General features: G+C 71.8%; 17 protein-coding genes and 1 pseudogene. 10 read left to right on the top strand and 8 right to left on the bottom strand.

From position 1 onward, the window contains the following. Positions 1-4 precede the first annotated feature (4 nt). The 5 genes from ACZ3H8_RS02905 to ACZ3H8_RS02885 all read left to right on the top strand — a co-directional run bounded on the left by ACZ3H8_RS02905 (position 5) and on the right by ACZ3H8_RS02885 (position 5,377). The gene (locus ACZ3H8_RS02905; RefSeq protein WP_356220361.1) at positions 5-532 is read left to right on the top strand and encodes a MaoC family dehydratase; all 528 of its coding nucleotides are present in this window, start codon (positions 5-7) and stop codon (positions 530-532) included. 2 nt (positions 533-534) lie between these two features. Further along, positions 535-1,740 (top strand): acyl-CoA dehydrogenase family protein, encoded by a 1,206-nt coding sequence (locus ACZ3H8_RS02900; protein ID WP_389184733.1) that lies wholly within the window; start codon positions 535-537, stop codon positions 1,738-1,740. Positions 1,741-1,908: 168 nt separating this feature from the next. Then, entirely contained in the window at positions 1,909-2,556 is a 648-nt protein-coding gene (locus ACZ3H8_RS02895) for a phosphatidylserine decarboxylase (protein WP_467396616.1), read from the top strand. After that, a complete protein-coding gene (gene pssA, locus ACZ3H8_RS02890; RefSeq protein WP_307660263.1) occupies positions 2,549-3,406 on the top strand; it encodes a CDP-diacylglycerol--serine O-phosphatidyltransferase in 858 nt (285 codons plus the stop codon). The genes ACZ3H8_RS02895 and pssA overlap by 8 nt, the downstream gene beginning before the upstream one ends. A 159-nt stretch (positions 3,407-3,565) precedes the next feature. Next, positions 3,566-5,377 (top strand): AMP-binding protein, encoded by a 1,812-nt coding sequence (locus ACZ3H8_RS02885; protein WP_467396614.1) that lies wholly within the window; start codon positions 3,566-3,568, stop codon positions 5,375-5,377. Positions 5,378-6,646: 1,269 nt separating this feature from the next. On the opposite strand, the pseudogene ACZ3H8_RS02880 reads toward ACZ3H8_RS02885, so the two are convergent. Together ACZ3H8_RS02880 and ACZ3H8_RS02875 are read right to left on the bottom strand one after the other, a co-directional pair. Beyond that, positions 6,647-7,078, bottom strand: a pseudogene (locus ACZ3H8_RS02880) (GNAT family N-acetyltransferase); the annotation flags it as partial. 134 nt (positions 7,079-7,212) lie between these two features. Further along, positions 7,213-8,367: a glycerate kinase gene (locus ACZ3H8_RS02875; RefSeq protein ID WP_467396612.1), complete on the bottom strand. Its 1,155-nt coding sequence runs from the start codon at positions 8,365-8,367 to the stop codon at positions 7,213-7,215. A 144-nt stretch (positions 8,368-8,511) separates the two neighbouring features. Between ACZ3H8_RS02875 and ACZ3H8_RS02870 the strand changes: the two genes are divergently transcribed. From ACZ3H8_RS02870 to ACZ3H8_RS02860, 3 genes are all read left to right on the top strand, one after another. Then, the gene (locus ACZ3H8_RS02870; protein ID WP_467396610.1) at positions 8,512-9,588 is read left to right on the top strand and encodes an ADP-ribosylglycohydrolase family protein; all 1,077 of its coding nucleotides are present in this window, start codon (positions 8,512-8,514) and stop codon (positions 9,586-9,588) included. A gap of 44 nt (positions 9,589-9,632) precedes the next feature. Further along, the gene (locus ACZ3H8_RS02865) at positions 9,633-10,124 is read left to right on the top strand and encodes an NUDIX domain-containing protein (RefSeq protein ID WP_467396608.1); all 492 of its coding nucleotides are present in this window, start codon (positions 9,633-9,635) and stop codon (positions 10,122-10,124) included. A 115-nt stretch (positions 10,125-10,239) separates the two neighbouring features. Continuing rightward, a complete protein-coding gene (locus ACZ3H8_RS02860) occupies positions 10,240-10,977 on the top strand; it encodes an SIR2 family NAD-dependent protein deacylase (RefSeq protein WP_467396606.1) in 738 nt (245 codons plus the stop codon). Between the two features lie 27 nt (positions 10,978-11,004). Here ACZ3H8_RS02860 and ACZ3H8_RS02855 read toward each other — a convergent pair whose 3' ends face one another. From ACZ3H8_RS02855 to ACZ3H8_RS02840, 4 genes are read right to left on the bottom strand one after another with little or no spacing between them, the layout of a single operon-like run. Continuing rightward, positions 11,005-11,496, bottom strand: coding sequence for a methylated-DNA--[protein]-cysteine S-methyltransferase (locus ACZ3H8_RS02855; RefSeq protein ID WP_467396604.1), 492 nt, complete (start codon positions 11,494-11,496; stop codon positions 11,005-11,007). A gap of 9 nt (positions 11,497-11,505) precedes the next feature. After that, positions 11,506-12,981 (bottom strand): AlkA N-terminal domain-containing protein, encoded by a 1,476-nt coding sequence (locus ACZ3H8_RS02850; RefSeq protein WP_467396602.1) that lies wholly within the window; start codon positions 12,979-12,981, stop codon positions 11,506-11,508. A 49-nt stretch (positions 12,982-13,030) separates the two neighbouring features. After that, complete coding sequence (locus ACZ3H8_RS02845) at positions 13,031-13,564, bottom strand: O-acetyl-ADP-ribose deacetylase (protein WP_467396600.1); 534 nt, start codon at positions 13,562-13,564, stop codon at positions 13,031-13,033. A 24-nt stretch (positions 13,565-13,588) separates the two neighbouring features. Next, entirely contained in the window at positions 13,589-15,007 is a 1,419-nt protein-coding gene (locus ACZ3H8_RS02840; protein WP_467396598.1) for a phytoene desaturase family protein, read from the bottom strand. A gap of 86 nt (positions 15,008-15,093) precedes the next feature. Here ACZ3H8_RS02840 and ACZ3H8_RS02835 point away from each other — a divergent pair, with 86 nt between their 5' ends. After that, a complete protein-coding gene (locus ACZ3H8_RS02835) occupies positions 15,094-15,888 on the top strand; it encodes a nucleotidyltransferase domain-containing protein (RefSeq protein ID WP_467396596.1) in 795 nt (264 codons plus the stop codon). 120 nt (positions 15,889-16,008) lie between these two features. On the opposite strand, the gene ACZ3H8_RS02830 is transcribed toward ACZ3H8_RS02835, so the two are convergent. Both ACZ3H8_RS02830 and ACZ3H8_RS02825 read right to left on the bottom strand, forming a co-directional pair. Beyond that, the gene (locus ACZ3H8_RS02830; RefSeq protein WP_467396594.1) at positions 16,009-16,830 is read right to left on the bottom strand and encodes an inositol monophosphatase family protein; all 822 of its coding nucleotides are present in this window, start codon (positions 16,828-16,830) and stop codon (positions 16,009-16,011) included. A 41-nt stretch (positions 16,831-16,871) separates the two neighbouring features. Then, positions 16,872-18,710 carry a gamma-glutamyltransferase family protein gene (locus tag ACZ3H8_RS02825; protein ID WP_467396592.1) on the bottom strand — a complete coding sequence of 613 codons (1,839 nt, stop codon included), beginning with the start codon at positions 18,708-18,710 and terminating at the stop codon, positions 16,872-16,874. Positions 18,711-18,857: 147 nt separating this feature from the next. Between ACZ3H8_RS02825 and ACZ3H8_RS02820 the strand changes: the two genes are divergently transcribed. Beyond that, on the top strand, positions 18,858-19,640 hold the full coding sequence (locus ACZ3H8_RS02820) for a TIGR02569 family protein (protein WP_467396590.1): 783 nt from the start codon (positions 18,858-18,860) through the stop codon (positions 19,638-19,640). Positions 19,641-19,774 lie beyond the last annotated feature (134 nt).

Below are 19,774 nucleotides of genomic sequence, written 5' to 3'. Positions count from 1 at the left end.
CATCATGCAGTTCGGCCGCACCTACGAAGAGTTCACCGTCGGCGACGTCTACAAGCACTGGCCCGGGAAGACGGTCACGGAGTACGACGACCACCTGTTCTGTCTGCTCACCATGAACCACCACCCCCTCCACATGGACACCAACTATGCGGAGAAGACGACGGACTTCGGCAAGAACGTCGTCGTGGGCAACTACATCTACTCGCTGCTCCTCGGCATGTCGGTCCCGGACGTCTCGGGCAAGGCCATCGCCAACCTGGAGATCGAGTCGCTCAAGCACGTCGCGCCGACCTTCCACGGCGACACGATCTACGGCGAGACGACGGTCCTCGACAAGACGCCGTCCCGCTCGAAGAGTGACCGGGGAATCGTCTACGTCGAGACCAAGGGCTACAAGCAGGACGGCACCCTCGTCTGCGTCTTCCGGCGCAAGGTGATGGTCCCGACCGAGACGTACATCAAGGAGCGCGGCGGCGAGCAGCCCGGCCGCCCGGAGCTGCTGGACACTCCGAAGAAGACGCAGGAGAAGTAACCATGAGCCGACTTGCCCAGACTCACGGTCTGACCGACGTCCAGCAGGAAATCCTGGCCACCGTGCGGGACTTCGTCGACAAGGAGATCCTCCCGGTCGCGACCGAGCTGGAGCACCGCGACGAGTACCCGACGCAGATCGTCGAAGGCCTCAAGGAACTCGGCCTGTTCGGGCTGATGATTCCGGAGGAGTACGGCGGTCTGGGCGAGTCGCTGCTCACGTACGCGCTGTGCGTCGAGGAGATCGCCCGCGGCTGGATGTCCGTCTCGGGCATCATCAACACGCACTTCATCGTGGCGTACATGCTCAAGCAGCACGGCACGCAGGAGCAGAAGGACACCTTCCTGCCGCGGATGGCGCTGGGCGAGGTGCGTGGCGCGTTCTCGATGTCCGAGCCGGCTCTGGGCTCCGACGTGTCGGCCATCACGTCCAAGGGCGTCAAGGACGGCGACGAGTACGTCCTCACCGGCCAGAAGATGTGGCTCACGAACGGCGGAACGTCCAATCTGGTCGCCGTTCTGTGCCGGAGTGACGAAGGACACCCGGAGGGCACTGCCCCCCACAAGTCGATGACGACCTTCCTCGTCGAGAAGGAGCCCGGCTTCGGAGAGGTCCGCCCCGGCCTCACCATCCCGGGGAAGATCGACAAGATGGGTTACAAGGGCGTCGACACGACCGAGCTCATCATGGACGGACTGCGCATTCCAGCTGATCGGGTACTCGGCGGCACCACCGGCCGAGGGTTTTACCAAATGATGGACGGCGTCGAAGTCGGCCGCGTCAATGTCGCGGCCCGTGGCTGTGGCGTCGCGCAGCGTGCCTTCGAGCTGGGCGTGTCATACGCCCAGCAGCGTCACACTTTCGGCAAGGCGATCGCCCAGCACCAGGCCATCCAGTTCAAGCTGGCCGAGATGGCTACCAAGGTCGAGGCCGCCCATGCGATGATGGTGAACGCGGCACGCAAAAAGGACTCCGGGGAGCGAAACGACCTGGAGGCAGGGATGGCGAAGTACCTCGCCTCCGAATACTGCAAGGAAGTCGTCGAGGACGCCTTCCGTATCCATGGCGGTTACGGCTTCTCCAAGGAGTACGAGATCGAGCGCCTCTACCGCGAGGCGCCGATGCTGCTGATCGGTGAAGGTACCGCCGAGATCCAGAAAATGATCATTGGTCGTCGGCTGCTCGAGGAGTACCGATTCCAGGGTTGATTGTCGCACTTGAGTCGGTACGGCCGCGAAGAGGATCACACCCTGTCATCATCTTCCGGCCGCCGACTCGGCCGTCGGCTTTCCCAGTTGTGGCTCACAACCGATAGCATCCCCGAAAGCCGCCGTCCCCCGTTGCCAGCGCGGCATCATCCGCTACGAAGGTCATCCATGCCCCACAGCCAAACCTCTGCACCACGCGGCCGCGTCCGCCTTGCGCGCGGAGCATCGCCGTGGCTTCTGCCGACCGTCGCCACCGCTGCACTCAGCCTGGCCCGCTCGCGCCGCTCGAGGCGTGCCGCGGCCATCGCCGTGCCCACCACCGCGCTTGCGGCGGGCATGCTGTGGTTCTTCCGCGACCCCGAGCGTGAGATCGCCCAGGGCCGGGTCATCTCCCCCGCCGACGGTGTGGTGCAGAGCATCATGCCGTGGAAGGACGGACGCACTCGCGTCGCGATCTTCATGAGCCCGCTGAACGTCCACGTCAACCGCGCTCCCCTCGCGGGCACAGTGACGTCCGTCGAGCACATCCCCGGCGGTTTTGTGCCGGCGTTCAACAAGGAGAGCGAGAACAACGAGCGCGTTGTCTGGCACTTCGACACCGAGCTCGGCGACATCGAGATGGTGCAGATCGCGGGTGCTGTCGCCCGCCGCATCGTCCCGTACATCCCGCAGGGGACCAAGGTCGAGCAGGGCGAGCGCATTGGTCTGATTCGCTTCGGATCGCGCGTTGACATCTACCTTCCGGAAGGTGTCGACGTCGCTGTCGAGGTCGGTCAGACCACGACCGCGGGGGTGACTCGAATTGACCGTGATTGATCCTGACACGCAGGCCGGCTGGGTCGCCGAGGCAGCGGACGAGGACGACGCGGAGGACATGCCGCTGTCGCTGCGGCTGTCAATAGCGGACACCCTCACGCTCGGAAATGCCACGTGTGGCTTCATGGCGGTGTACTTCACCACCACCGGGATTCTCATCCCGCACCTCACCGGCAGCAACGAGAGCGGCATGGCGCGCAACAGCGCCGCCACCGCAGTGATCCTGATGCTGCTGGCAGCGATCTTCGATCTCTGTGACGGGCTGGTGGCGCGCAAGCTGCGCAGCTCGCCGATGGGCGCGGAGCTGGACAATCTCTCCGACCTGATCAGCTTCGGGCTGGCCCCCGCGTACTTCGTACTCGTGTACGGAATGGTCGCGGACGACGCCCAGCAGAAGGTCTCGGCGGTGGCCGCGATCGTCGTGCTGCTGGCGGTGGTGCTGCGGCTTGCGAGATTCTCGTGCGTGACCATGAAGGACGGCATGTTCCAGGGCATGCCGAGCCCCTTCGGTGCGCTCACGGTCGTCTCGATCATCCTGCTCGAGCTGCCGTTCATCCCGACGCTGCTGGCGATCATCGGTACGGCATGGCTGATGGTGAGCCGGGTCGAGTACCCCAAGCCGCGAGGTGTCCTCGCTGTGGCGATGCTTGGCTGGATCGTCTCCGCGATGGGGATGCTGGCGGCGTGGGCGTTCGACGCTCCGGGCGGACAGGTGCTGCTCCAGACCGGCTGTGCGCTGCAGATCGTGATGGCGGCGACGATCCCGCTCTTCGCGACGGCGCGCCGTGTGAACACGTTCCGCGACAACCGCCGCGAGAGCCGCGAAGCAAGGGCGGCTCAGCTCCCCTAGAGCAGGGCAGCCAGAACAGTGCATACGCCCCCTATGCCCTGGCGGGCATGGTGGGACCCCCAGACGAGGGCCCGGGTGCGATCCGCACCCGGGCCCTCGTCATGCCCCGCGTCTTCTGGAATGATCGACCGTCATGTCAGGGGGGGAACGCTTCACCAGTTGTTCGAGGACCGGGTGCGGATCGAGCCGGACCGTACCGCCGTGATCACCGACCGCGCCCGGCTGAGCTACCGGCAGCTGGACGCAAGGGCCAACCGGCTGGCCCGGCATCTCGTCGAGACTCTGAGGCTGCCGGCCGGTGGCCTCGTCGCCATACGCACCTTGCGGGCGCCCGATGTGCTGGTCGCCGTCCTGGGCGTGCTCAAAGCGGGCGGTGCGTACGCCGTCATCGGGCCCGATCAGTCGGAGCCGCCGTTCCTGGCCGATGCCAGGGCGGTCATCACGCATCAGGCGCATCTGGCCCGCATCGACGACGGCAGGGGGCGGCGGTTCATCACTCTGGACGGCGACGCCGCGGCCATCGGGGCCCACTCGGGCGAACCGTTCGACGAACCCGCCGCCACCGGCTGGAGAGCCGTCGTGCTGTTCACCGCCGGGACCACGGGTGTGCGCCGCCCCGTCACCGCCTCGCACGAGCAGCTGCGGGCGGCGTACGACGCCTGGACCGAGGTCTACCGGCTCACGCCGGAGGACCAGGTGCTGGTGACGGCGGCGCCGGACACGACCGAGTTCACCGGCGGCTGGATACGGACCCTCGGCTCGGGCGCCACACTGGTGCTCTCCCGGCGCGAAGCGATCACCGTCGCCGACACCGATCCCCTCACCGCGGCCTCCCTGCTCGACGGCCGCAAGGAACCGCCGGGCCTGCGGCTGGTCGCGGTGAGCGGGGAACGGCTGCGGCTCGACGAACAGATGCGCCTCCAGCAGCGGCTCGCGCCCGGCGCGCGGCTGATCAGTGTGTACGGGCCGACCGAGGCCGCCGGATGCGGCACCTGGTTCGAGACCGGCCAGCTGCCGGGCCCGGTCGAGGATCCCGAGCGGCACGCGTATCTCGGGCAGCCGTTCCCCGGCTGCGAGGCGCGCATCCGCAAGGGGCAGATCTGGCTGACGCCTCCCGGCGGCGGTGACGCCGTGCCCACCGGGGATCTGGGGCGGCGGGACGGCGAGGGCCCTCTGGAGTTCCGGGGCCGGATGGCGCACCGGGTCAAGGTCGATGGGCGGTCCGTCGACACCTACCGCGTGGAGGCCGCGCTGGCCGGGCATCCCACGATCCACGAGTCCGTCGTGGACGCGGGCGGCGGGCAGCTGATCGCCTATGTGGTGCCGTCCCCGAGAAGTGCGTCGCCGGGGCCGGAGACCGTACGGAGCCATCTCACCGGCGCCGTACCAACGGCGGACATCCCGCGCACCGTGGTGCCGATCAAGTCCCTGCCGCGCAACAGCGCAGGAAAGGTCGACCGCAAGGCGCTGGTGAAGCCGCCGGTGCGGTCCGCGGCGAGCAACAAGAGCGGGAGCAAGGGCGGCGGCCCGCTCACGTCCGAGGACCGGGCGGCCACCGGGCTGGCCGTGGCGCTCCCGGTCGCGATCATGTCGTTCTTCTTCACCGACGTCATCTGGCCCGGCTCCACCGATCTCTCCCTGGTGCCCGACCCTTGGGCGTGGTTCTTCCGCGGTCTGTATCTCGCCGAGAGCCTGGCCCTCGCGGCCGGTGTGGCGTTCCTGATCGGCGGGCGGCGGCTGATGTCGAGCCGGGGCAGGCCGCGGGGGCTGACGACGGCGGCCCATCTGGCCATCGTCTGGCTGCTCGCCTCCTGGTGGCCGCAGGACAATCTGTACCGGCTGGCGGCCAAGCAGGACTGGCCGCGGCAGGCAGCGCTCGTCTACACGTTCAATGTCCCGCTGATGATCGCGGCGGGTGTGGTGGCGGCGTGGGCGGTGTGGGGCGGGCTGAAGTCCGACGCCGAGGAGTGAGGGCTGAGGCCGAGGAGCGAGCGGTCAGCCGAACAGCCGGGCCAGGTCCGCGCTCGCGGCGCGCACCAGCGCTTCGGCGGCGTCCAGCCGGCCGGCCGTACGGGCCGCGATGAGCACGCCCACGTACGGATCCGGCTCGTAGCCCGCCGTGGGGATCGACGGGATGAGGACCGCGTCGATCCCAGCGCAGCGCTCGGTCATCTCCCGTAGGAACGCGATCAGTTCGGGCTCGGGCAGGCGTGCGCCGAGCGGGACGCGGTCGAGGGAGCGTACGAGGTGGTCGCCGCCGCGGGTCTCGTCGAGGCGTAGTTTCGCCATGAAGGCCGCGGACGGCCCGGTGAGACGGAGGTTGATCTCGGTCGGGGCGAGCCTGCCTCCGGGGCCGGTCACGAAGTCGACGTCGTACCAGCCGCGGTAGCCGGTGACGGCGAGCTCCCGGCCGACCGCGTGCCCGAACCGCAGGGCGTGCGCGGCGAGTTCATCCGGTACGACACCGGGGCCCACCGTGGCCCCCTGATAGGCCGTGTCCGCGACGTACATGGCCGCGACGCCCACGTCGTGTACCTGGCCCTCGCCGTCCACCAGGCCGTCGTACGTCGGATCGCTCGGCGTTCCGTCGCCCGCCACGTACTCCTCGAGCAGCAGCGGACCGCGCGGCAGTGAGCGCGCCCGGGCGCGGCGCGTCAGCACGCGGGTGCCCGAACCTCCCGCGCCGTGCTCGGACTTGACGACGGTGGCCGCTCCGGAGCGGGCCCGGGCAGCGATCAGCCGGGCCGCCTCACGGCGGGTGGCGGGCGTCCACTGCTCGGGCACGGCGATGCCGGGATGGTCCGGGGCCAGATGCTGGAAGAGGGTGTGGGAGGCCCTTTTGGACTCGTACCGCAGCGCCTGGGAAGGGAGCCCGCATTCGGACAGCTCGCCGGACGCCGCGGTGTGGCCCCAGGGCACGAAGGGCAGACCGAGCCCGCGCAGATGCCGGACCAGGGCGGGGCGGGTCAGCACATCGGGTCCTGCGAGGTCCTCGTACACCTCGACCTGGCCCCAGCCGAGCTGCCGCGCCACCAGGGCGATCCACTCGCCGGGTACGGGTCTGGGCAGGACGAGCGCCGTCGGGTGCGGGCTCGCGAAGGCGGCCAGGCAGGCGTAGTGCCCGGCCGCCCGGCGCGCCTCGTCCGTCACCTCGCCGAACTGGCCCTGGAACTCCGCGACATTGCCCAGGTGCACCGCCCGCCGCCCGCCCGTCCAGGCCTGCGCCCAGTCGGCGCGGGGTGTCAGCGTCACCTCCAGGCGCGGCAGCGGCCCCTCTCCGGCCGGGACCGGTCGTGCGCCCAGCGCGCGGTAGAAGGGCTCGGCGTGCGGGTCGGAGTCGATGGTCAGCCGCTTGAAGCCCAGCTCGCGGGCGGTGTCGAGGACATGCGCGTAGAGCGTTCTGCCGATGCCGCCGCCGATCGCCGACGGTTCGACGAAGAGCAGCCCGAGCATGCCGTCCGGCGGCTCGCCCTCCAGTGACGTGACGCCGAGGACCGCGGTGTCGTCCTCGGCGACGACGATCCGGCGTGCCGTCAACTCCCCTGGTGCGATGGTGAGTTCCTCACGGCAGGCCGCCAGGAACGCCGCGTCGTAGCCCCAGTGCGCCTTGGAGCGCAGCACCAGGGCCGTCAGCTCCGCCGCCTCGTCCGGGCGACCGTCACGTATCCACATCCCCACACCGCGACACTAGCCGCCAGTCTTGTACGACTCCGCCGCCTTCGCCGGGGGCCTGCGGGGTGCGGGCTGGGCGACCGGGGCTGTCCCGGTCCCGGGGCCGGGAAAAGACCCGCTCGCACCCAGCCCTCCTACCTCAGGAAATCCCTCGCAATGTTCTCCGCAACCCGCTCCAGCAGCGGTCCCGCCTCCGCCATGCTCCGCGCCGGGTCCGGCTCCAGTTCCGTCAAGGCGTACGCCCGCCGGATGCCCGCGCGGCCCAACGCCTCGGGCGGCAGCGCCAGGCGGCCGCAGACCGCCACCACCTCGATGTTCTGCGCGCGGGCCGCCGCCGCCACGCCCGCCGGGGCCTTGCCGTGGAGGGTCTGTTCGTCGAGGGAACCCTCGCCCGTGATCACCAGCGTCGCCCGCGACAGCGCTGGGGCGAAGCCGAGCACGTCGAGCATGACCTCGATACCCGCCCGGAAGCTCGCGCCGAGGCCGACCAGCGCGCCGTAGCCGATCCCGCCCGCCGCGCCCGCGCCGGGCGAGAGCGCGTACTCGGCGGCCTTGGGGCCGACGGACGACTCCAGGACGGACGCGTAATGGGCGAGCGCCGCGTCCAGCGTGGCGACGTCCTCGGGGCTCGCGCCCTTCTGGGGGCCGTACACCGCCGGTGCCCCCTTCGGCCCCGTCAGCGGGTTGTCCACGTCGCTCGCGAGGACCAGCTCCACGTCCTTGAAGCGTGGGTCGAGACCGGACAGGTCCGCCGACGCCAGGTCGCGCAGACCGCCGCCGCCCGGGCCGACCGGCTCGCCGGCCGCGTCCAGGAAGCGCGCGCCGAGCGCCGCCAGCATGCCCGCGCCGCCGTCCGTCGTCGCGCTGCCGCCGACGCCGAAGACGATCGTCCGCGCCCCCGCGTCGAGCGCGGCGCGCAGCAGCTCGCCCGAGCCGTACGTCGTCGAGGTGAGCGGCGCGAACACACCCGCCGGGAGGTGCTGGAGGCCCGACGCCTCCGCCATCTCCACCACCGCGGTGCCGTCCCGCAGGGCATACGCCGCCGTCAGGGGCTCCCCGAGCGGTCCGGTCACCCGGACCTCGCGGCGTTCGAACCCCGCCGCCACCGCCGCCGCGACCGTGCCGTCGCCGCCGTCCGCGACGGGCAGGGTCTCGACCGCCAGACCGGGCACCACCCGCTGGAGGCCTGCCGTCACCCGCTCCGCGACCTGTACGGCCGTGAGCGAGCCCTTGAACTTGTCAGCCGCGACGAGCACGTGCGCGGGCCGAATAACTGCTCCGTTCGTCACCTTGCTATCCCTTGCTTTCGAACAGGCAGTCGCGCCGCCCCGACCCTATCCGCACGGTCAGCGGGCGTGCCACCCCACGCGCCCTGGTCAGTCGCCCGAGCCCACCACCGCGCAGATCCGGCGGCATTTCGGTAAACCGGACCTATGGGCCTACCTCACTCGGAGCTCGCCGACCGGATCCACGGCGGCTGGCTGGGCAGAGTCGCCGGCAACATGCTCGGCAAGCCCGTCGAGCGCGGCGACTACTGGACCCGCGAGCGCATCGACCGCTATCTGCGCCGCACCGACGCCCTCCCGCTCACCGACTACCTTCCCGAGCCCCCGCCGGACGCGGACGCCGACGACTTCGAGCTGCGTCCCGAATGGCGCCAGTGCGTGAGGGGACGGATCCACGGCAGCTGCCGCGACGACGACGTGGACTACACGATCCTCGGCCTTCATCTTCTCGAGACCCACGGCTTCGGCTTCACCACCGAGCAGGTGGGCGACGCGTGGCTGCTGCACCTCCCGGTCCTGCAGACGTTCACCGCCGAGCGCGTCGCCTACCGCAACCTCGCGAACGGACTCAAACCCCCGCTCACCGCCTCCCACGACAATCCCTACCAGGAGTGGATCGGGGCCCTCATCCGCGCCGACATCTTCGGCTGGACCTGCCCCGGCTCCCCGCACCGCGCCGCCGCGCTCGCCCGCCGCGACGCGGTCCTCTCGCACACCGGCAACGGCGTGTACGGCGCGATGTGGGCGGCCGCCCTGATCTCCGCCGCCTTCACCGCGAACAGCCCGCGTGAGGCGATCGAGACGGCGCTGGATCGCATCCCCGCGAGCTGTCGCCTCGCCCGCGCGGTACGCCACACCACCGCTCTGCATGCCTCCGGAACACCCTGGTCCGACACGCTCACCGAGATGGCCGCGGAGACGGGCCACCTGGGCTGGATCCACACCGTTCCGAACGCGGCCGTCATCACCGCCGGACTGCTGTACGGCGCCGGTGACTTCACCTCCACCATCAGCCTCACGGTCCGCGGCGGACTGGACACCGACTCCAACGGAGCGACGGCGGGCTCGGTGGCAGGTGTGCTGTGCGGCGCCGCCGCCATCCCCGCCCACTGGACAGACCCCCTCGAGGACCGAGTACGTAGCGCGGTGTTCGGGTTCGACGGCGTAAGGATCAGCGAACTGGCCGAGCGTACGGTGCGGTTGGCGGCGGTCTCTGCGGGTTGACGCGAACCCGCTGCCGTGGTGCGGCCCCTATTACGCTTCCCCGAGTGACTACTTCTGACTACGCCACGTACATCGCATCCCTCCCCCGCATCCTCGCCGGCGCCGCCGTGCTTTTCCGTGACGGCCAGGGGCGTGTGCTGCTCGTGGAGCCCAACTACCGCGAGGGGTGGGCACTGCCCGGCGGGACCGTCGAGTCGGACTTGGGCGAGACCCCGCGGCGGGCGGCGCGGCGGGAGACGCTCGAAGAGATCGGGCTCGACGTGGAGCTCGGCGCGCTGCTGGCGGTCGACTGGGTGCCGGGCGTGGCGCGGCCCCCGATCGCCGCGTATGTGTACGACGGCGGGGTGCTGACCGAGTCGCGGATCGAGGCGATCCGGCTGCAGGAGGAGGAGCTGGTCTCCTGGCGGCTGGTGCCCCGTGACGAGATCCGCGAGTATCTGCTGGGCTCGCTGGGCCACCGAGTGCTGGCCGCTCTCGACGCGCTGGAGGCGGGCACCGGGACGGTGGAGCTGGAGAACGGCCTGCCGCCCGCCTGACCTGCCGCCCCGCCGGCACTGCCGCCCGCCGGGCAGTACGGGCTCGTCTCGCTCGACGAGGGCACCGGGCCAAATCGGCTCGCCGCCGCGGGGGCCCGCTGCGTACGCTCGCGGCATGACTCTCGTCGCGATCCTCAGCGGCGCCGGCATCTCCACGGACTCCGGCATCCCCGACTACCGCGGGCCGAAGGGCCTGTGGCGGCGCGATCCGGAGGCCGAGAAGCTCGTCACGTACGACTACTACATGGCCGATCCGGAGATCCGCCGCCGCTCCTGGCAGATGCGGCGCGACAGCACTACCTGGCGCGCCCAGCCGAACGCCGCGCATCTCGCCGTCGCCGAGCTGGACCGGCAGTCCGGGGTCGCGGTCCGGGTGATCACCCAGAACGTCGACGGGCTGCACCAGCTGGCGGGCATGCCCGAGCGCAAGGTGCTCGAACTGCACGGCACGGCACGGACGGTGACCTGCACCCGCTGCCACGCCCGCTCACCGATGGCTCAGGCGCTGGAGCGGGTCGAGGCCGGCGAGGAGGACCCGCCGTGCCGTGCGTGCGGCGGGATCCTGAAGTCGGCGACGGTGATGTTCGGGCAGCGGCTCGATCCGGCGGTGCTGGCCGAGGCGATGGCGATCGCCAAGGCCAGCGAGGTCTTCATCGCGGTCGGCACGAGCCTGCAGGTGCAGCCCGCGGCCTCGCTTGCGGGGATCGCCGCGGAGCACGGGGCGCGGCTCGCGATCGTCAACGCCGAGCCGACCCCCTACGACGAACTGGCGGACGAGCTCGTCCGCGAGCCGATCGGCACCGCGTTGCCCGCGCTGCTGAGGCGGCTGAATTCAAGCCCCGACAGCGAATGAGGAGAGGGCTCCGGCGCGGAGCCCCGGCTAGAACAGCGCGTCGTCCGGCGTGCCGCTCTCGAACGCCAGCAGCCGCTGCTTGCGGTCGAGTCCGCCGCCGTAGCCGATGAGGCTGCCCGTCGAGCCGATGACCCGGTGGCACGGGACGATGATCCCGATCGGGTTCTTGCCGTTGGCCAGGCCCACCGCGCGGGAGGCCCCGATATTGCCGAGCGCCTCGGCCAGTTGCCCGTACGTCCGCGTCTCGCCGTACGGGATCTGCCGCAGCTGGTTCCAGACGCCCCGCTGGAAGGGCGTTCCTTCGAGCCGCATCGGCAGGTCGAACTCCTTGAGCTCCCGGGCGAAGTACGCGTCGAGCTGGCGGATCGTCTCGCCGAAGGGAGCGGGGTCCGGCTCGCCGAAGGTCTCCTCGTCGGGGCGGTGGCGCTGCGCGGTCATATAGAGGCCGCTCAGCACGCCGTCGGTGGCGACGAGGGTGAGCGGGCCGTACGGGCTGTCCGTGACGGTGTGCTGTTTCACCGGACTTCCTTACGCGGGGAGGTGGTTGATGGGATGGCCGTCGGTGGCCCAGAGGTACTGGACGGCGTACGCCCGCCAGGGCCGCCAGGCGGCGGCGCGCTCGGTGAGAGCGGCGGGCGTGGAGGGCAGCCCGAGATCGGCCGCCGCGCGCCGCATCCCGAGGTCGCCCGGCAGGAACGCGTCGGGATCGCCCAGTGCCCGCATCGCGATCACCTCGACCGTCCAGGGGCCGAAGCCGGGCAGCGCGATCAGCTGGGCGCGGGCCTTCTCCCAGTCGCTGTCGAGGCCGAGCTGCAGCGATCCTTCGGCCAGCGCGCCGACGAGGGTCGTCAGAGTGGTGCGGCGGCTGCGGGGCAGCGCCAGCGTCTCCGGGTCCAGCGCCGCCAGCGCCGCGGAGGACGGGAAGAGGTGGGTGAGGCCGCCCTCGGGGTCGTCGATCGCCCGGCCGTGCGCGGTGACCAGCCGGGCGGCGTGGGTGCGGGCCGCGGCGGTCGAGACCTGCTGGCCGAGCACCGCCCGTACCGCGAACTCCGCCGCGTCGACGGTGCGCGGGACCCGTCGGCCGGGTGCCTTGTCGACCAGCGGGGCGAGCAGCGGATCCGTACGCAGCTGGTCGTCGACGGCGACCGGATCGGCGTCCAGGTCGAGCATCCAGCGGCAGCGGCTGATCGCGATGGTGAGGTCGCGCGGGTCGGTGAGGGAGAGCCGGCAGGCGATGTGGTCGGGGTGCGGGGTGAGAGCGACGATGCCGTGTCCGTACGGGAGGCGCAGGGTGCGGCGGTACGCGCCGTCCCGCCACTCCTCGATGCCGGGGACGCCCGTCGCGGCGAGGTGTCCGAAGAGGTTGCTCGGGTTGAGCGGTGCGCGGTACGGCAGCCGCAGTGCGATGACGCCGGGGGTCTGCGGGGGTGTGGACCTGCTGCGGGCGGCGCGGGTGCGCAGTTCGCCCGGGGCGAGCGCGAAGACTTCGCGGACGGTGTCGTTGAAGGTACGGATGGAGGAGAAACCGGCCGCGAAGGCGACCTCGGCCATGGGGATGCCGGTGGTTTCGATGAGCAGGCGCGCGGTCTGGGCGCGCTGTGCGCGGGCCAGGGCGAGCGGTCCCGCGCCCAGCTCGGCGAGGAGCTGGCGCTCGATCTGGCGGGTGGAATAGCCGAGGCGCGCGGCCAGGCCGGGCACGCCCTCGCGGTCGACGACGCCGTCCCGGATGAGGCGCATGGCGCGGGCGACGGCGTCGGCGCGGGCGTTCCACTCCGGCGAGCCGGGGCTGGTGTCGGGGCGGCAGCGCTTGCATGCCCGGAATCCGGCCTGCTGGCAGGCAGCGGCACTCGGGTAGAAGGTCATGTTCTCGACCTTCGGCGGCACGACTGGGCAGCTGGGGCGGCAGTAGATCCGCGTGGTCAGCACGGCCGTGAAGAACCAGCCGTCGAAGCGGGCGTCCTTCGACTGGACGGCGCGTACGCAGCGCTCGGTGTCGGTGTGCATGGCTCAAGCATCGGGCACGAGGGGGGCCAGGGCTAGCGAGAAAACGACATCAACCCTGCCCGGCCAGGGCCGTCTCGAAGGCCTTGTACGCCTGGTCGTCGAAGAGCACGAACCGTACCTCGGTGACGGGCGCCGCGGCCGCCTCGCGCACTGTACGGATCGCGATGCGCGCGCCGTCGTCCATCGGCCAGCCGTAGATGCCGGTCGAGATGGCAGGGAAGGCGACGGTCTCGGCTCCCAACTCCTGTGCCACGCGCAGCGATTCGCGGTAGCAGGAGGCGAGGAGGGCGGACCGGTCCTCCTCCCTGGACCAGACGGGGCCGACGGTGTGGATCACATGTCCGGCGTCGAGGCGGCCCGCGGCGGTGGCGACGGCCTGGCCGGTGGGCAGGCCCTTGCCGTAGTGCGAGGCGCGCAGGGCGCGGCACTCGGCCAGGATCTCGGGGCCGCCGCGGCGGTGGATGGCGCCGTCGACTCCGCCGCCGCCGAGGAGTGAGGAGTTGGCGGCGTTGACGATGGCGTCGACATGCTGCTGGGTGATGTCTCCCCGTACGAGGACGATGTCGGGCGACTGCTCTGTCATACCGCCATCATCTCTCCGACGGCGTCACCCGGCCGCCCTCAGACGCCGCCACACCGCCTTCGCCGCGTGATGGCCCGACATGCCGTGCACGCCGGGGCCCGGCGGGGTCGCGGACGAGCAGATGAAGACCGAGGGGTGCGCGGTGGCGTACGGGACGCGGGCGAGCTTGGGACGGATCAGCGTCTGGAGCCCTGCGAACGCCCCGCAGGCGATGTCCCCGCCGACGTAATTCGCGTTGCGCTGGGCGAGTTGGGGCGGTCCCGCGACGGCGCGGGCCAGCACGAGGTCACGGAAACCGGGCGCGAAGCGTTCCAGCTGCCGCTCGATGGCCTCGGTGGCGTCGCCCTCCCAGCCGGCCGGCACATGCCCGTACGCCCACAGGACGTGCTTGCCCGCCGGGGCCCTGGACGGGTCGATCACACTCGGCTGGGAGGTGATCAGGAAGGGCACCCGGGGGGCGGCACCCGCGACGGCCGCGCTGAGGGCCGTCTCGATCTCGCCGGCGGTGGCGCCGAGGTGCACGGTCCCCGCCACACGGGCCTCCTTCGCCGTCCACGGCATCGGACCCGACAGGGCGTAGTCGATCTTGAACGCGGAGGCGCCGTACCGATAGTGCTGATACGCCTGGCCGAGATCCGCGATCCTGGCGAGCGCGGTCGGCGAGGTGTCGAAGATGTACGCCCGGGCCGGTGGCAGCTCGTCCAGCCGCTTCACCTCCGTGCCCGTGTGGATCGCACCGCCCTGTTCGCGCAGATACGAGGCGAGGGCGTCGGAGATCGACTGCGAACCGCCGCGCGGCACCGGCCAGCCCTTCTCGTGGGCGGCGAGGGCGAACATGAGGGCGATCCCGCCGGTGGCCAGCCCGCTGGTGGGGGCAATGGCATGGGCGGCGAGCCCCGCGAACAGGCCACGTGCCCGCTCGCCCTGGAATCGGCGGGAGAGCCAGGTGGAGGGCTGGATCGCGTTCAGTCCGAAGCGGGCGAAGCGGTACGGGTCGCGGGGCAGCCCGTCCCAGGGGGTGCGCAGGAAGTCTGCGGCGAGGGTGTCCCAGTGACCGATGTAGGGGGCGACGAGCCTGCGGTACGCCCCGGCGTCACCGGCTCCCAGCGACATCGCGCTCTCGCCGACCGAACGGCTCAGCACGGCGGCGGTGCCGTCCGGGAAGGGGTGGGCGAGCGGCAGTTCGGGGTGCAGCCATTCCAGGCCGTGCCGCGCGAGCGGCATAGCGGCGAAGGCGGGCGAGCCGATGCCGAGGGGGTGGACCGCGGAGCACGGGTCGTGGCGGAAGCCGGGGAGGGTGAGCTCCTCGGTCCTCGCTCCGCCGCCGATCGTGTCCAAGGCTTCGTACACCGCCACGGAGAACCCGCGGCGGGCCAGTTCGACAGCGGCGGTCAGTCCGTTGGGTCCCGCCCCCACGACGACGGCATCGAGCATCGACGGCACCTTCGGACTCCTTTGTCAGCCGATGGCCAAGGTCCCCAGGATATTCCGGGGCGCCGACAGCGGGGGCCGGGGTAGTGTCCGGCGCGATGAATTCCAAGATCGAAGCGATGGCGCAGCAGCTCACGGCGGTGCGCGGGGTGCGTGCGGTGACCCTGGGCGGCAGCCGCGCCCGCGGATCGCACCGCCCGGACTCCGACTGGGACCTGGGCGTCTACTACCGGGGTTCGGTGGATGCCGGAGCTCTGGCGTCCCTCGCCGCGGAGATTACCGGCGAGCCGGTGGAGGTCGCCGGGCCCGGGGGCTGGGGCCCGTGGGTCAATGGCGGCGCGTGGCTGTCCGTGGACGGCACGCCGGTGGACTGGATCCTGCGCGACCTGGACCGGGTGGAGCGGGTCTGGGCGGACTGCCGGGCCGGGCGCTACGAGACGGGCGTACAGCCGGGGCACCCGCTGGGCTTCTGGTCGCCCGCGTACGCGGGCGAGGTGGCCCTGTGCCGCGTACTGGCCGACACCGAGGGCGAGTTGGCAGCGCTGCGGGCGGAGACGCAGGAGTACCCGGAGGCCTTGCGCCGGGCGCTGATCAACGCCGCGTGGGAGGCGGACTTCTCGGTTACGGCGGCACGGAAGACGGCAGGCTCGGGCGATGTGCTGCATGTGTCGCTGTGCCTGTCCCGGGCGTTCGGCGTCCTGGTGCAGTCCCTGCACGCGCACGCCAGGGTGTGGTGCCTGAACGAAAAGGGCGCGCTGACGACGGCGACGGCGCTGCGGGCCGCGCCGGAGGGGTTCGCGGGGCGGGTCGAGGCGGCGCTGAGGGGGCTCGACGTGGGAGCGGTCGAGGCGGCGGGGGAACTGGTCCGCGAGGTGCGGGCGGCGTTGAGCTGACCCGCGCGGTGCGGGCCGCGTCGGGCTGACCCGCCCTGCGCGGGCGGCGTCGGGCTGACCCGCGCGACGGCGGGCAGATGCGCACCCGTCGGGACCCGCGGCCGCGCGGGGGCGTTCCTGTCACCCCGCCAGCAGGCTCCGTACCCGCTCCGCCGTCTCCGCGTCCCTCGCCGCCGTGAACGGGAGCGCGTTCCCGCCCGCGATACGGAACGGCTCGCCCGCCACCGTCATGTGCGCCCCGCCCGCCTCCGTCACCAGGAGCAGGCCCGCCGCGTGGTCCCACGCGTTCTCCCAGGAGAAGGCAACCGCGTCCAACTCGCCCCGTGCCACGCGCAGATACTCCAGGCCCGCCGAGCCGCAGGGCCGCGCGTGCACTCCCTCCACGTTCAGGCCGAGCAGCGCCTGCTTCTGGTCGGGGGTCGTGTAGTCCGGGTGGGACATGGCCACCTCCAGCGCCACCCCCGGCGCCGGTGAACCCGCCCGTAGCGGCGTGCCGTTGAGGTGGGCGCCGCCGCCCCGTATCGCTGTCGCCATTTCGTCGAGCACCGGTGCGTACGTCCAGGAGGCGAGCACCTCGCCGCGCTGGGCGAGGGCGACCAGCGTGCAGAACCCCGGATCCCCGTGGGCGAAGTGCCAGGTTCCGTCGACCGGGTCGACGATCCACACGGGCGCGTCGCGGCGCAGCGCCTCGTACACGGACGGGTCCGCGTGCACAGCCTCCTCGCCGACCACCACGGAGCCGGGGAGCAGGGCCGTCAGGGACGCGGTGAGGTGCTCCTCGGCGAGACGGTCGGCGGTCGTCACCAGATCGTGCGGCCCGCTCTTCTCGACGATCTCGTGCGCGGCGAGCTGGCGGTAACGCGGCATGATCTCGGTGGCGGCCGCCTTGCGGACCGCCTCCTCGACGTCGGACAGATCACCGTTCAGAAAGTCATCGATCATTCCCCCAGCTAAGCACGGCCCGCTGACACAGGGCTGTCCGCTCAGCGCCCCACCGCGTAACCCTGCATTCCCCTGGGGTTCGCCGCGGCGGACAGCACACCCCTGCGCGGGTCCCTGGCGACCGCGCACAGCCTGCCCTCCGACCAGGCGTCGCCGACGGTGACGTCATGGCCACGCAGCCGCAGACCGGCGATGACGCCCGGATCCATGCGGGACTCGACGGTGACGCTGCCCGGCCGCATGCCGCGCGGGTAGAAGGAGCCGGGGAAGCTGTCGCTGTGCCAGTTCGGCGCGTCGATCGCGCCCTGGAGGTCGAGCCCTCCGCGCACCTTGGGGCGCAGTGCGACGGCCAGGAAGAAGTGGAGCTGCCACTGGTCCTGCTGGTCGCCGCCCGGCGTGCCGAACGCCATCAAGGGCACGCCGTCGCGCAGCGCCAGGGAAGGCGTGAGGGTGGTGCGGGGCCTGCGGCCGGGGGTGAGGGAGTTCGGCAGCCCGGCTTCCAGCCAGGCCATCTGGAGGCGGGTACCGAGGGGAAAGCCGAGCTCGGGCACGACCGGGTTGGACTGGAGCCAGCCGCCGCTGGGCGTGGCGGCGACCATGTTGCCCCAGCGGTCGACAATGTCGAGGTGGCAGGTGTCGCCGCGAGTGCCGCCGTCCGCGGCGACGTCCGGCTCGCCGGGCAGCGGCGAGGCGCCGCTCCTGGCGGCCGTCGGCTCCCCCGCGCCCGCCGCCGCTGTCCCCATCACGTCGAAGCCGGGCTCGCCCGAGGCCACCGCGGTGGCGTGGGCGCTCAGTCTCGGGGTCCGTCCTCCCGGACTGCCCGGCCGTAGCTCGTACGAGGCTTTCTCGCCGATGAGCGCGCGGCGGCGGGCGTTGTACGGCTCCGAGAGCAGCTCGCCGAGCGGGACCTCGGCCGCGTCCCCGTACCAGGCCTCCCGGTCGGCCATCGCCAACTTGCAGCCCTCGATGAGCAGATGGACGTACTCCGCCGACCCGTACTCCGGCAGCTCGTCGGGGAGCAGCGCGAGCTGCTGCAGCAGGGCGGGGCCCTGGCTCCAGCCGCCCGCCTTGCACAGCGTCCAGCCGTTCCAGTCGTACGTGGCAGGGGCTTCGTAGGCGGCGGACCATCCGGCGAGGTCGGCCGCGGTCAGCGTGCCCGTGTGCCGTTCACCGCTGGTGTCCAGGGTGGGGCGGGCGGCCTGCCGTACCAGCGCATCGGCGATGAATCCCTCGCTCCACACCTTCCGCGCGGCCTCGATCTCGGCGACCCGCCCGCCGCCGGACGACTCGGCGATCAGCCTCCGCCAGGTCGCGGCGAGGGCGGGGTTACGCAGCAGCTCGCCCGGCGCGGGGGCCTTGCCGCCCGGCAGATAGACCTCGGCGGACGAGGTCCACTCGGTCTCGAAGAGTTCGCGGACACTCTCCACGGTCTCGCCGACGCGCTCGACGGGCGCGTGCCCGTCCTCGGCGTACCCGATCGCATAACGCAGCACTTCGGCAAGCGGCTTGGTGCCGTGGTCGCGCAGCAGCACCATCCACGCGTCGAACGCGCCCGGCACGGCAGCGGCGAGCGGCCCGGTCCCGGGCACGAGGTCGAGCCCCAGGGAGCGGTAGTGCCCGATGCCCGCCCCGGCCGGCGCGGTCCCCTGCCCGCAGAGCACCCGCGCCTCGCCGCCCGCCGACGCGAGGATGATCGGCACCTCGCCCGCGGGACCGCACAGATGCGGCTCGACGACATGCAGCACGAACCCGGCGGCCACGGCGGCGTCGTAGGCGTTGCCACCGTCCTCGAGCACGGCCATCGCGGACTGCGAGGCGAGCCAGTGGGTGGACGACACCATGCCGAAGGTGCCCTGGAGGGTGGGACGGGTGGTGAACACGGTCGCGGCTCCTTCACTGGTGCTCGTCCACTGGTACTCGCCCAATCAACCGGTACTCGTCGAACGGCCCGCGCGGCACCGCGAATTCATCGGGCACGGAGAAAATGTTCGGCGTCCGTGCAGGCTAGCCGCCTACGATCCCCGGCCATGAGCCAGTCCCCCGCCCCATCCTCTTCCGTGCTCGCCGCCTTCGGGGCCGCCGGAACACCGGTCCCCCTCCCCGGCGGCCAGGGCTCCACCTGGCGCTCCGGCGCGCTGGTGCTCAAGCCCGCAGCGATGGAACCGGAGACCGCGTGGCGCGCGGGCGTCCTGCACCATCTGCCCGAGGCCCCCGGCTTCCGGGTCGCCCGCCCGGTCCCGACGACGGACGGATCCTGGGCGACGCACGGCTGGGAGGCGTGGCGGCTGGTCGGCGGATCCACCGATCCGCATCGCGCCGACGAGGTCATCCGGGCGGGCGAAGCCTTCCACGCGGCACTGGCGCACCTGCCCAGGCCGCGCTTTCTCCGCGTACGCGACACCCCCTGGTCCCGCGCGGACCGGCTGGCCTGGCAGGAGACCGAGCAGGCCCCGGACTTCCCCCTGCTCAAGCCCCTCCTCGCCGAGCGCGGCACCGTCGACGCCCCCGCCCAGATCATCCACGGCGATCTGCTGGGCAATGTCCTCTTCGAGCCGGGCCGGCCTCCCGCGATCATCGACTGGCCGCCCTACTGGCGTCCCGCGGCCTACGCCTCCGCGGTCGTCGCCGTCGACGCGCTGTGCTGGTACGAGGCCGATCCCGCGCTGCTCGAGCGGTGGTCGCATCTGCCCGACTGGCGCCAAATCCTCATCCGCGCCCTGCTCTTCCGTATCGCCACCCACGCGATGCTGGGCGGCGAGCGGGAGAGCGCTTACCGCCCGGTCGTTGACCTCGTCCTCGACGCCGGCTGACCGGGCCGGAGCGGTTCGTCGCTGCGTACTGGCGCCCCGCAGCGGATCGCCGACATGGTCCACTGCGCAGCTCTGCTCACCCGTGTGGCGTGCGTGGGACTGTCCTCAGCCCGCCACCGCGCTCCACTGGAGGT

Source organism: Streptomyces sp. NPDC002868, from assembly GCF_055563295.1.
This window is presented reverse-complemented; position numbering and strand designations above follow the sequence as displayed.

Bases quoted from the DNA above. Each gene is read 5' to 3' on its own strand.
- ACZ3H8_RS02905 (WP_356220361.1), top strand. From the start codon at position 5: ATGCAGTTCGGCCGCACCTACGAAGAGTTCACCGTCGGCGACGTCTAC.
- ACZ3H8_RS02900 (WP_389184733.1), top strand. From the start codon at position 535: ATGAGCCGACTTGCCCAGACTCACGGTCTGACCGACGTCCAGCAGGAA.
- ACZ3H8_RS02895 (WP_467396616.1), top strand. From the start codon at position 1,909: ATGCCCCACAGCCAAACCTCTGCACCACGCGGCCGCGTCCGCCTTGCG.
- ACZ3H8_RS02870 (WP_467396610.1), top strand. From the start codon at position 8,512: ATGGGCCTACCTCACTCGGAGCTCGCCGACCGGATCCACGGCGGCTGG.
- ACZ3H8_RS02860 (WP_467396606.1), top strand. From the start codon at position 10,240: ATGACTCTCGTCGCGATCCTCAGCGGCGCCGGCATCTCCACGGACTCC.
- ACZ3H8_RS02850 (WP_467396602.1), bottom strand. From the start codon at position 12,981: ATGCACACCGACACCGAGCGCTGCGTACGCGCCGTCCAGTCGAAGGAC.
- ACZ3H8_RS02845 (WP_467396600.1), bottom strand. From the start codon at position 13,564: ATGACAGAGCAGTCGCCCGACATCGTCCTCGTACGGGGAGACATCACC.
- ACZ3H8_RS02835 (WP_467396596.1), top strand. From the start codon at position 15,094: ATGAATTCCAAGATCGAAGCGATGGCGCAGCAGCTCACGGCGGTGCGC.
- ACZ3H8_RS02830 (WP_467396594.1), bottom strand. From the start codon at position 16,830: ATGATCGATGACTTTCTGAACGGTGATCTGTCCGACGTCGAGGAGGCG.
- ACZ3H8_RS02820 (WP_467396590.1), top strand. From the start codon at position 18,858: ATGAGCCAGTCCCCCGCCCCATCCTCTTCCGTGCTCGCCGCCTTCGGG.